We start from the raw sequence: 11985 nt of genomic DNA, 5'->3' as shown, positions 1-11985 counted from the left end.
TGACGATCGTCGCCAGTTCGCCTACCAAACCATTGAACTCCTTGAATCTCGCCTCGAACTACGATCGGACGGCTAACCATGCTGCGTGCTCGCAGCGGCGGCGAGCACCGTGATTCGTCGTCAACCCACACTGAATTCCACCGCCGGCGATGCCTTCCGTGCCGCTATCCAATTGAACCTTGTGATTGGTGATGAAGCATGGCGACGAGAGGCATTTGATCATGCTAATCACGCCGAGACGATGATGGAAAGCCATCATCCGGGCTGAACCTTACCCAAGGGTTGATGCGATATGTTACCCCCAACCCAATCACACCCCCAACTCATTTCACACGTTCTGTTTCTGACGCCAACCGAGATTGTTGTCATGCTATGGTTGATCGGGATCTTACTTGTCACGATTGTTTTGACCGCATGGTGGTTCAACTCAGCGAGCACTCCATCCGCAGACCAATGGACGCCCATTTCGGAAGACGAGTTCATCCGCCGCTGCTCGCCTGGGGTCAATCGCGAACGTGCCCTGAAAGTGCGCCGGATCATTGCGGAACAACTGGGCGTCGATTACGACAGGATCTACCCTGAGCAACGATTTGTTGAAGACCTTGGCTGTGACTAACTGACGCCAAGCTAGACTCGCGCTGTCAAAGAAGCACCTGAATCGAGCCAGCGGCCCAGTTAACACTGGTTCCCCACTGGCATGATCACAACGGAGAAATCGCTATCCTGATTTGGTGCGACGAGAAACACACGAGCCCACCGATCACGCGAATATTCATTATCTTGTTTCCAGCACCATCCTCGGCGATCACGGTAGCCAGTCCGGAGCGACGGTTGCGGATTGCTGACACACGCGCCGCACCGGACTGTCGGTGATTTTCGTTCGGCTGTCGCTTTTGACGATAGGTAGACAGAAACACTGGTGCTGCAGAAAAAAGAGCCAGGGTTGACGATTCGCGATTGGGCAGATCGCGCACGATCGTTGCCTGGTCTCGACGTCTCAGGTATCTTGTCGTTGCGGCAGAGCGATTTGATGGACGAAATTTCAGCTGATTGAGTGAAACGCAAGGCCCGAAGGATGAGAACGTGCGACGGCAACGTTTTGCGTCTTCATGTCTTCTTGAAAGTCACATCATGGATCGCCGCCCAGTGACCACCAGCGTCACGTAACGTACTAATAGTGAACCGATTCAGGGACAATCCCGTTCATGACAATCCGAATTCTTCTCTCGTTAGCTCTGACGGCGATGGCATTCATCGGTGCAGTCGACGCACAAACATCCTCGGAGTCACTTCGGACGTGGACGAGTGACGATGGGGCATTTACCGTTGAGGCCGAATTCGTCGACCTACGCCGAAGCACGATCCGTCTCCGCAAAGCGGACGGCAATACGATCACCGTACCGTTAACGAAACTCAGTGAGTCCGACCGTCAATTCGTGCGGGAACGACAAAGCGAAACGCGGAAGGACCGCGTCCAAAAGCGTGATCACCGTCAGCCTACGCAAAACACCTCGCTTCTTGCGCGCCATAATGTTGCTTCACTCAACGCATTGCTGGAACCGGTGCGACAAAAACACGGGGTCCCCGCGCTGGCGGCGGCCGTTGTTCAGGGCAATCAGCTAATCGCAGTCGGTGCTGTTGGTTTGCGTCAGATGGATTCCGACGAGCCGGTAACCATCGATGACAAATTTCATCACGGATCAATTTCAAAGCCGATGACGTCAATGCTAATTGGCATGCTGGTGGACCGAGGAAAACTCCGCTGGAACACCACCGTAGCCCAAGCGTTTCCCGATGTGCTCGATCGAATTCGGCCCGAATACGCCAACGTAACGCTAGAGCACTTCTTGCTGCATCGATCCGGATTGCCGAGCGATCGACGACAATCCCCCGAACTCAATGCGGCGATTAGTGGGCTAAGAGGAGACATCTTGGAGCAGCGAAAGAAGATGGTGGAAATCGTGCTTCAACAACCGCCGGTCGCGTCGATGGGTGAGAAGCATGTCTACGCCAATTTTGGATATTGTGTCGCCGCTGCGATGGCAGAGGCAGCGACTGGCGAATCGTGGGAAGACATGATGAACGAGATGCTGTTTGCACCGCTAAAAATGGAGACAGCGGGGTTCGGACCGCCTTCGGATCCCGACAAGATCGATCAGCCGCGTGGGCATATTGGATTGGGCGTGGAGATGACGCCAGCCCGTCCCACAGCCGACAACGCACCCTGCATGGGACCGTCCAGCCGAGTGCATTGCAGCGTGATCGATCTGGCGGTATTTGGACATTTGCATCTGCAGTACAGTCCAGCCACCTCCAAACTTTTGTCACGCCCAACCTTTGTCCGATTGCATACAGACCCACTAAAGCAAAACTACGGACTTGGATGGACGATCAGTCATCCCGACTGGGTTCCTGGCGAGCTTCATTGGCATACAGGGACCAATGGCATGAACTATTCCGGACTCTACGTCGTCCCAGCACGCAACATGGTCGTGGTGGTTTCGACGAACGCTAAGTCGGGTGAGGCGTGTACCGAAGTACGGGATCTGATTCTTCGCCAATGACACGCAACGAAACTCAAACAACGTCGTCCTCTGTCGGTGCTGGCCAAACGCAAATAAAATTCTATGTCGCACCAATCTTTCTATCCACGCTTTTGGTGTGAGCGAGCGTGCTCGCTGGAAAAATTGCGGCTTCAGAACCTGCGGAGCGTTTCGGTGAACGCCCAGAGGAAGAGTAGACAGAAAAGGGCGGTCCATGGACTCATGTCTGCGGCTATTCATCTCGTCGCGTCGCGACTGCTGGACGGGCCCCGATGCTTGCGAATGACGCAACGCGCTGCCGCCGCTTTTGCGGCTTTCGTGCGTTGCATATTTGCGTTCATTGGCGTGATTCGTGGGCAAATGATCACCGCGATTTTGGCCGTAAAGCTGGTGTTTCGCTCGGACACAGGGCCTCGTGACCTCCCAGGGACGAGACAAACTTTCGCGGCACCTCCTGCCGTCGCTTCGAGACTCCGTACGATGGGGGGCATCTATCCACGGACTCTCGTCCCGTGAACGTTGCATTTTGTCGCGTTGCGACTGGGGAGCGGGATGAGGCGATTCACGAGGATGAATGCAGTACGGACAGTGCCGTTTTACTTGTCTTTGAATCTTTCTGTCGCACCAATCTTTCTGTCGCACCAATCTTTCTGTCCTCTCATGCGGTGTGAGCGAGCTTGTACGCTGTAGCGGGACGGACTCAGAGTCTGCGGATCGATGCGGAATGCGGTCGGACGATGGCTCGACAGAAAGACTGATGCGACAGAAAAATGGAAACGTCGGGGTGTTCAGTGCCATCATCCATCTGTCTTCATTTTTTTGCCAACCATGTTTTTGCCTGTGTTTGATCATTAGCGAAGCCAGCGTCCAACTGCACGCGTGGTCGTTGAGCCACGTCGTCAATTGGTCAGTGCGATGTTCATTCGCGATGTTTGGAGCGACTGGCGGGCAAAGTTTAAAAATGTATTCGCCTCCAGTCAGGCGAATTTCCACGAATCTTAGTGCTTATGCCGCGAACGTGATCGCGGCTGAACAGTGGAAGTGATGCCAGCTAAGAGATGTCGGATGGGGGGCGCATGCGTCTGCGGTGCCCTTTGCCATTCAAATAGGTATTTCGGCTTTTGGGTTGATCCAATTCGGAATCGGTTCCATTTCGTTAGCTGCGATCGCATCCCACATCGCTCATACGGACGCCAATCCGTCGCGGTATCAATTTTTGATTGCTTCCATGTTCATGTCGAGCTTTTCGATTCTTGCAATTGTCAAATCGGCGGTTGTTTGTCGCCACGCTCGTCAATCGATAACGACACTCGAAATTTTTTAGTTCAATGCCGTCTCATTGCTTGCTACCACTCGCCTCATCGGCATGGTCCTTGCATCGTTCGTAGCCGGCTAACACAATCAAGCGGGGCAACATCCCGTACATTGAGCCTGGCAGGCGAGGTTTTCCGAATCGATACATCATCCCTCCGTTCCTGGTGATGGCAATCCGTTATCCGGCCGAGAGCTGCGTGTCCCAATAGGTTTTGAATCGTGCCCGTGGTACCGTGGCGCCGCGTCCTGTTAGTGAAGCGAATTCGGATGCAGCCAATTCACAAGCGAAGGAACTGATTGATGACGCTCCCAGCACCGACTGTAGTGTACCGAACCAGGGTCTATCAGGACGCAGAATCGGTCACGACGTATCTTCGACAATCAGGAATCAATGCTCGACTCGTTTCACCCCGGGAAGTTGGTCACATGGGCGAGGGGCCAGTCTTTGATGTACTACACGATGTCCTAGCCGCTGACTGCAAACCAGACGACGTGCTACGTCTGCTAGAACAGTGGCGTGGGGGAATTGAGGGCACACGTAAACATGAAGTGCCATTTTGCTATTTCTGTGGCGAGACGCTAGGATCAACGACAGTGACTTGCCCCTTGTGCGGTAATTCCCTGGATGCGGACGGTACCAAACCGCTACACGGCGACGGATAACCCTTCCGATCGATGTGAGCGGCGAAGTTTCGTTTCTCGACCATTGAACATTCCTCGTCGCTGCCCCTCTGCTTGGCCAGATATCATGACCAGATTCGCATCCATCCTCATCACACTGATGTTCGTAGGGTTTGCATACGGACAAACGCCCCCACTGGACTGTCGACCTTTTGGTTGAGCGACACGGAACCCGCGACCGCGGACATGTACGATCCACTGCTGCTGATGACCGCATTCCTTTGGAGAAGCTTTCGACCGTTGCGGCCCTGCAAGACGAGTTTGAAGGGCTGCCTGACGTGCAGAAAAAACGACCTTACGTCCTTGATCTGCCTGCGATGTTTCTTGAAACACACAAACGAGACTCAATTTGGAATGCGGACGGAAGGCCGATCAAGCCTTTTGTCGGCAAGTTTGCCGCGAACAACAAAACAGAAATGATTGCATACGGTCGGCGTTATCGAATCACTCCCACTGCAAACGCTGACGTGCTCCGACTCTTGAGCAACCCGACGGGAACCCTACCGCTGCATCGACTACACTCCTCCATTGGCGGTGCGGAACGTACGGTTCATGCATTACGATTGCTGCTTGTCGAACAGGCTGAACACCAAGGCGACGACGGCAGCACGAAGCGGTGAACGGGCGAGTGGAAGACATGGAGTGAGGAGTTAGGAGAGCTCGGCGGGGGCCTTGGTGCAGGCTGCGCCGGTGTGTTCGCACCTACCAAGCAATAACGGATGTAGAACAGAAAGATTGTTGCGTCAAGAAAATTGGAACGGCGAACAAGTGAGTCCTCCTATTCTTTTGCCTTTAACTTTTTGTCAACCATGTTTTTGCCTGTAACTGGTCGCCAATTCGCCCCTCCGTTGAACAGTGCGTCGATCGCTGTCGCCGCTACCGCGGCTACGGCGGTGTTGCCGTTTCTGAAACCCCATGCTTACGCATGGGGCTAAATGCTGACGCCACAACCGCGGCTCGTTAGAGCTGTTTGTCTCGATGCATTTGATCCCCTGGCGATTTCAACATACGGCACTCATTCGCGATGATTTTTCGTGACTCGCGGACAAATATTTCGGTGCGGCAACGCCCCGGTGGAACTGATCGGCGAAACGCGCCAACCCACTTGGGTGAATAGTGTTGGCGTGAGGATCAGCGGGGACCGAGCATGTAGATTATTTGCTAAAATCAGGGAATGTCCCAATCCGTCGGCATCCCGTCAGGCAAAGTGTTCCCGTCAATTTTGAATACTACGGGCGGGGTGCTTTACTTGAATCCACACCAATTCTTCACACCTACGCTGCACTTGGCAGACGATTCCGAGTCGCGGACGATTCCAATGACATCATTCGTACTGTGATCCCGGTCGCTGCCGAATTTTCTACGTCCGAAGGAATTTCAAAGGGATCCACATTGGCTGACATGAGAGACGTCACCGATTCTTGACCGCCACCAATTCCGGGATAGGGGGATCCACTTGTCATGCCCTCAGGCTGGACCGCGATATATTGTATTGGCAAGGGGATCATCGACTCTGAACGGCAAGGCAACACCCGCGCCGCTTTCAATTGCCAACGTTAAACAAGAGAAATCAGAACGACGTACAGATAAAAATGCCATTACTCCTTACACGGCGATGGCAGACTGGCCTTCATCAATACGAGCATGGTCGCCAGATCCCGAAGTGCTCACAAGTTTCTCCACTCCACTCAGAAAGTGACTGCAATGAAGCTGTGTCTCCAAGTTTTACTGTATTTGATGGTTACCACTTCCTTGAGCTTCGGCGCGCCGCCAAAGAGCAAGCCAAATAGCGAAACAGAGCGGCGTCAGGATGCCACGACATTCGACGATGCGACCGATGCGCAGCCGAAGCTACTGCGTATCTCAGGGCGATTTGATGGAAGTGGGCGAATCACGTTCCGCGCCGACGCAGTACGTTACATCCATAAACATTGGGGACGCCCCAGCCGTGTCCTCTTCGATGGCGAACCTTGGAATAGCCTGGACCGGACTCCGGCGCCATGGCGAGATTTCGGAGACCGATTGGACCTCTCGAAGGCATGGATCGTTAAACGTCAAGGTCGAGATGTAATCGCGCTAGAGCACACGCCCGATGGCTTCGACATTTACATCTGCGACTCGCCAAACGGAGCCGCTGACTACGCTGTAACACTCGCGGTTCCTCGACGCAACTGAACGGACTACGGCTACAACTCGCACTTGGCAAGCGGTTCAGAATTGTGTTCTTGGCCACATTTCCAATTCTCGTCTCCAGCTACATGTGATAGCGTTATAAAAAATCGCCCAATATTAAAAATCTCTTGACCGCAGAATATGACCATATCGCTAGACAATATTGACCCTACGCCCGATAGACCAATCAACTTCGGCTACAAGATGTCGTGGCTGGCTATCAAGGCGTCCGACGCCGAAACGGTGCTTGAGTCGCTCCCTGTTCACAATGTGCAACTGGCAAATTGGCGTACCGGATCGATTGCGGCATATAGCGGTCACACATTTGTATCGCCAATGGTCAATAACTGGGTGTTTGTCGTCTCGCAAAGATTGCCCGAACTTGGCGGCGAGCGCGACACGGATGACTGGACCTCATTGCTGTCCTCGCTCTCTTGCGAACATGAGGAAGTGCAGTATTTTGGTACACACCGGGTTGTTGAATTCCACGCGTGGGCTCGCTTCACCAACGGAACAGAAACCCGGGCATTTGCGTATCTTGGCGAGCGTGGCGAGATACTAGTTGACCGCGGAAGACGATCTGCGGGTGAAGCTGAACTTGGATACAACTACTTTGATCCCGATTCCGCTGACGCTAAACCCGACTCGTATTGGGAGCGAGATGATTTGTGCTATCCCGATGAAGAACACGTCATGGAGATCGCTGGCAAGTGGAGTATCAATCCAAACTTGCTTGAAAATCGAGGGCTATCACAAGGCGTCGGCTGGGTTGGAGATCTCGTTCGAGCGTCGGACGCATCGAAATAGCGCACGCATGCGTCTGCGGTGCCGGGAACCGTTATCGCAATCACAATGGACACGCACTTCTATGGTGGACCATCGCTATCTTGCTGAACTAAGGTCACTGCTGCACCCTGCGGTGTACCCGTATGAAAAACTTGGTCTTCCGCCAGAGCTTCAGATGCTGCTCACTCGCAACAAGCGAAAGACGGCGAGGTATGCCCTCGCTGTGACAGTTTGGGATGACACCTGCGACGGGAGCGTGTTCTTGGCCGATCGCCGGCGTGTTGTGACCCGCGAACTGGCCGCACGATGGATGTATGCCGAGGTTGGCCTCTACTTGGTCATACTGGGCAAGAACACTGATTGGCGAGATCGGCTCGCGGAAATGCGTGTTGACCGAACTGGATTCCACGCAACGATCGTCCAGGGTGTACATTACATCAATATCGTGACTGGTGACTACGATACAGTTCATAGTGCCTGGGGGCCAGTTACTTTTGGCAATGCTGAGATCTTGGCTGATTTGGTTGCTTCGGTCCCCACGGCTGCATAGCCTAATAGCGTGATCGTAATGCCGATGGGAAAGAGTCCCCGATTGCTTGCTCTGAGTTCGCTCCCACACTAGCAATGCATGCGAGTTGCGTTATTCGGGCGATCCGCCGCTAGAGGCGAAGTGCAGAGCGTTTCGGTAGGAACGAGAGAGAGGACGACATGGACAGAGGTGTTGCTCGGTATAGACTGACTCGTTGTGTTCGCGTGTGCCAGGCAATGACGGGTGATAGACAGAAAGATGGAGGGGACACAAATTAAGACAGCCATGGCGGTTACGAAATTCGGCTCGATCGCGCGTCGTCCTCACATGTCGACCATCCTGGCTTTACCTTTTCTCCGCCCCCCTCCATCTTCCCGCCCAACCTTGCGTTTTCCATGGACAATCGAAACACCGTCCCCCGCGATTTCCACCGTTCCTCCGATTGAAAACCAGACAACACGTTGAACATCGCTGCCCACTACCGTCCTACCATCGGAAGACTTGCATCTTGAAGCGTCAAACTCGAAGATTGATGGCTTGGTTCACTTTGCTATTCATTGCAGTGGGTTGGCCTCCCTTCTACTCCGCAATTGTTCATCCGCGTTTGCACGAGCGGTTTTCCGACGGATATATATCCAACGACGAATTGAAGAAACTTCTTCACGTGAGACGGTACACCATCGATATTCCAATGGAACTCGATGGGCATTTCCTTACGTTCGATGTCATCGTTGACGGGAAAACAACTCAAGACGGCGGATCTTCAGTTGAAGCAGGGACAACGGTTGTCTTGTTGGTACGTCGAGACCAGAAATCACGAAAGATCGAATACTGTTGGTTGGATCGAAATACGGTGGCACGGGGAAGTCTAGAGGATCCACTCGCAGGCGCTGGAATGTCGACTTGGAGAAAGGACGGGCCAATCGAGCCAGGAGATTGGCTTTTGCGTGGCGGTCGCAAGAGCGTGCAGATCTATCCGGCGAAGGAACCGGCAGAGTTTGAGCTGCGTTTGGCATTTGACGCCCCTTGAGCCAGCACCATGAGCTGGACGCAGAGCCGCTTGCGACTGCCAAACAACGCCGAACGAGCATCCCACGGGCTCACGTCGGTGGCTAATGCGTTACGACTGGGTGACAGGTAGAAGCCGTCAGCTTGGGGTGACCGTAAGATCGATTGTCCAGTTATCCTGCGTTCTAATCTTTCTGTCGCACCAATTTTTCTGTCCTCATTTGCGTTATGAACGATTTCGTCTCGCTGGAACAAACGGGCCGTAAAAAGAAACGGATCGATGCCGCGTACGGGACTCACCGAAAATTTCGTTCGGTGATCGCCACGTGGAAGAGCAGACAGAAAGATTGGTGCGACAGAAAAATGAGACTTCGATGCGGTTCGTGGTTGGACCAGAACGCTCACGTTTTCTTCATGTTTTATCCCTTCATCTTTTAACCTCCTGCTGCACCGATTGCGCGATCTGATGTGCTGGCAAACGCAACCCATGTCGTCGCTTCGCGACTATGGATCAGCTGTTGTCGCATTCCACGGACTAACGTCCGTGGCTACAACATTTCGTCGCGTTGCGACTTGGGGAAAGGTTAGTTTAAGACAACCAAAATAGCGACGGTCCCCTTATTCTGCGATCTAATCTTTCTGTCGCACCAATGTTCCTGTCGTCACTTGCGTCAAGAACGATTTCGTCTCGCTGGAACAAACGGGCCCTAGAAAAAACGGATCCACGCCGCGTACGGGACTCACCGAAAATTTCGTGCGGCGATCGCCACGTGGAAGAGCAGACAGAAAAGTTGGTGCGACAGAAAAATGAGGCTGCGTTCGCGGCCAGCGTTTGCATTTGAACGCTCGCATTGCCTTCATGTTTTATTCTTTTTTGATACCCTGCAATTTAGCTCAGGTGCATGTCACTTGCGACGGAAACAGAAAGAGCAGCCCAGCATCATTGTTCAAATATTCCCCTGACTCCTCTCCATCTTCCTCCCCAACCTTCAGTTGCCTGGAGCGCACAAGCCACCGCATTACAAAAACTCTGCGATTACGTGGCCGCAATTCCGCGAATTCCAGTCCAGAGTAAATGCCGCTCGTCGGGTTGGAAATGCCCTCGCATCCTATCACTACCGCCCGCCCTTCGACGCGATTTACGGAGGCCTGTAAACATGTCCCGTTTTGGCACAGGTTTCATGTTAGCAGCGATAGCATGTGTCACAATGAAACGTGTATCTCATACGTCCTTTTGCCGGTTCCAGCATCCGATGCGCCCAGTTTTATATTATTTTCCCCTTTAGACCGTCATTGAATTCGAAGCAACATCGGAACCGATGTCCCGAGTCGAGTGGATCACGATCATCCTTTTTCTTGTTTCCCCCTTCTCCGGCGCGGTACAATCGCGCTGCACCGTCGTTGGGTTAGCGAATCGTTCAACACCTCGCCGACGCGTCTAGTCTAACAAATCGAAATTTTATCGTCTGTCGTCGGGGACGATCGACCGTTAGGCAAATGAATGTCTCATCGATTGTGAACCATGACCACCATCAACGAAATCGCCCCGGATCTGTTTCGACTCTCGATCTACGTCGCAGAGCTTGACATGCAGTTCAATCATTTCCTCGTTCGCGACGACGAGCCGCTGCTCTTTCACGCAGGGCTGAAGGCGATGTTTCCGATGCTGCGTGACGCGGTTGCCCAGCTGATTGACCCCACCAAGCTTCGACATGTTGCCTGGAGTCACTTTGAATCCGACGAGTGTGGAGGGCTCAATGATTGGTTGCAACTTGCGCCGCAAGCGCAGCCGGTTTGCACGTTGGTTGGCAAAATCGTCAACGTCGACGACTTTGCCATCCGTCCCGCCTTGGGAATGAGTGCAGACGATGTTCTGGTCACGGGCAAATATCGGTATCGGTTCTATCGGTCACCTCACATTCCGCATGGCTGGGATGCGGGAGTATTGTTTGAGGAAACACGCAAGTCGTTGTTCTGTTCCGACTTGTTCCACCACTTTGGCGATGTCGAACCACTGACCTCGTCGGACTTGATCGAGCCAACGCAGGCCGCGATGCAGCAAATGCAGGAAGGACCGCTGGCAGGTTACATGCCGTATACGCGGCAAACCGAAGGCGTCCTGCGATCACTGGCTGATCTAAAACCTGACACGCTGGCGGTCATGCACGGCTCGTCGTATACCGGACCGTGTGACCAATTACTCTGTGACTTGGCGGGTGTGATCAAGGAAAATTTCGACCGGGACTAACCATCAACCACGCCAGCGTGACAAGCCAAGTACCTTTGCGACGATCACTTTGCCAAGCGTCCGGCATTCTGTGGCTGGTCGCACGACTCGATCTCGACAAGCCCATTTGACGACTAATCGTTGCGTGCTCTCACAGTCGGGACGTTTTTCGGTCCGACGTTTTTCAGGCAGTGAGCATGGCTTGTTACAGACACATAATCGATGGCCGATGAACGCTTGATGGCGTTATCAAAAGAGTCATTCGAGTGCAGTGGACGCGGCCAAGTATTCGTTTGAATTGGAGCACTAATTGCCGCCAATCCACCCTAATTGGCCGCGATCTGGGCAATGCCGAGATTCCTCTTTGGTGTCGATGTGCTCGATGGTTGTCGCGGATCGTCACGTTGTGGCTGTTAAGACAATTTCGATCGGTTGGTACCAGGATAGATAGTCCAGTGCTCAGGTTTTTGAAATTTTTCTGTCGCACCAATCTTTCTGTCCTCTCACGCGGTGTGAGCGAGCTTGCACGACGACAACAGGGTGGACTGAGAATCTGCGGTTCGATTCAGTGTGCGCGGACGATGGGTCGACAGAAAAATTGGTGCGACAGAAAAATGTGACGGGCATCACGGTTCGAGACAGAACACGATTTCCGGCGTTGACTCCATTTTTCAATCTCTCATCTTTTAACCTTTCGCTGCATTGATCGTGCGTTGCAACGTGGC

General features: G+C 53.3%; 11 protein-coding genes. 10 read left to right on the top strand and 1 reads right to left on the bottom strand.

Annotation, left to right across the window (positions count from 1 at the left end; all coding sequences use genetic code 11):
• The first annotated feature begins 109 nt into the window (after window positions 1-109).
• From ABX962_RS17915 to ABX962_RS17895, 5 genes are all read left to right on the top strand, one after another.
• Entirely contained in the window at window positions 110-268 is a 159-nt protein-coding gene (locus ABX962_RS17915) for a hypothetical protein (protein WP_372721406.1), read from the top strand.
• A gap of 99 nt (window positions 269-367) precedes the next feature.
• Window positions 368-616, top strand: a complete 249-nt coding sequence (locus tag ABX962_RS17910; protein WP_372721405.1) for a hypothetical protein — start codon at window positions 368-370, stop codon at window positions 614-616.
• A gap of 589 nt (window positions 617-1205) precedes the next feature.
• Entirely contained in the window at window positions 1206-2564 is a 1359-nt protein-coding gene (locus ABX962_RS17905) for a serine hydrolase (RefSeq protein WP_372721404.1), read from the top strand.
• 2126 nt (window positions 2565-4690) lie between these two features.
• Window positions 4691-5158, top strand: a complete 468-nt coding sequence (locus ABX962_RS17900; RefSeq protein WP_372721403.1) for a hypothetical protein — start codon at window positions 4691-4693, stop codon at window positions 5156-5158.
• Between the two features lie 189 nt (window positions 5159-5347).
• Complete coding sequence (locus tag ABX962_RS17895) at window positions 5348-5473, top strand: hypothetical protein (RefSeq protein WP_372721402.1); 126 nt, start codon at window positions 5348-5350, stop codon at window positions 5471-5473.
• A gap of 339 nt (window positions 5474-5812) precedes the next feature.
• Here the strand turns inward: ABX962_RS17895 and ABX962_RS17890 are convergent, their stop codons facing one another.
• Window positions 5813-6037: a hypothetical protein gene (locus ABX962_RS17890; protein ID WP_372721401.1), complete on the bottom strand. Its 225-nt coding sequence runs from the start codon at window positions 6035-6037 to the stop codon at window positions 5813-5815.
• Between the two features lie 205 nt (window positions 6038-6242).
• Between ABX962_RS17890 and ABX962_RS17885 the strand changes: the two genes are divergently transcribed.
• The 5 genes from ABX962_RS17885 (at window position 6243) to ABX962_RS17865 (ending at window position 11281) form a co-directional block, all read left to right on the top strand.
• Complete coding sequence (locus ABX962_RS17885; RefSeq protein ID WP_372721400.1) at window positions 6243-6713, top strand: hypothetical protein; 471 nt, start codon at window positions 6243-6245, stop codon at window positions 6711-6713.
• A gap of 138 nt (window positions 6714-6851) precedes the next feature.
• The gene (locus tag ABX962_RS17880; protein ID WP_372721399.1) at window positions 6852-7517 is read left to right on the top strand and encodes a hypothetical protein; all 666 of its coding nucleotides are present in this window, start codon (window positions 6852-6854) and stop codon (window positions 7515-7517) included.
• A 61-nt stretch (window positions 7518-7578) separates the two neighbouring features.
• Window positions 7579-8046, top strand: coding sequence for a hypothetical protein (locus tag ABX962_RS17875; RefSeq protein ID WP_372721398.1), 468 nt, complete (start codon window positions 7579-7581; stop codon window positions 8044-8046).
• A gap of 511 nt (window positions 8047-8557) precedes the next feature.
• On the top strand, window positions 8558-9055 hold the full coding sequence (locus ABX962_RS17870; protein WP_372721397.1) for a hypothetical protein: 498 nt from the start codon (window positions 8558-8560) through the stop codon (window positions 9053-9055).
• Window positions 9056-10555: 1500 nt separating this feature from the next.
• Entirely contained in the window at window positions 10556-11281 is a 726-nt protein-coding gene (locus tag ABX962_RS17865; RefSeq protein WP_372721396.1) for an MBL fold metallo-hydrolase, read from the top strand.
• Window positions 11282-11985: the final 704 nt, after the last annotated feature.

It is taken from the genome of Novipirellula sp., from assembly GCF_041583735.1.
GTDB lineage: Bacteria > Planctomycetota > Planctomycetia > Pirellulales > Pirellulaceae > Novipirellula.
Note: the sequence above shows the minus strand (reverse complement) of the source record. Positions and strands in the feature narration are given on the sequence as shown.

Bases quoted from the DNA above. Each gene is read 5' to 3' on its own strand.
- ABX962_RS17870 (WP_372721397.1), top strand. From the start codon at position 8,558: ATGGCTTGGTTCACTTTGCTATTCATTGCAGTGGGTTGGCCTCCCTTC.
- ABX962_RS17875 (WP_372721398.1), top strand. From the start codon at position 7,579: ATGGTGGACCATCGCTATCTTGCTGAACTAAGGTCACTGCTGCACCCT.
- ABX962_RS17905 (WP_372721404.1), top strand. From the start codon at position 1,206: ATGACAATCCGAATTCTTCTCTCGTTAGCTCTGACGGCGATGGCATTC.
- ABX962_RS17880 (WP_372721399.1), top strand. From the start codon at position 6,852: ATGACCATATCGCTAGACAATATTGACCCTACGCCCGATAGACCAATC.
- ABX962_RS17885 (WP_372721400.1), top strand. From the start codon at position 6,243: ATGAAGCTGTGTCTCCAAGTTTTACTGTATTTGATGGTTACCACTTCC.
- ABX962_RS17910 (WP_372721405.1), top strand. From the start codon at position 368: ATGCTATGGTTGATCGGGATCTTACTTGTCACGATTGTTTTGACCGCA.
- ABX962_RS17895 (WP_372721402.1), top strand. From the start codon at position 5,348: ATGTTTTTGCCTGTAACTGGTCGCCAATTCGCCCCTCCGTTGAACAGT.
- ABX962_RS17865 (WP_372721396.1), top strand. From the start codon at position 10,556: ATGACCACCATCAACGAAATCGCCCCGGATCTGTTTCGACTCTCGATC.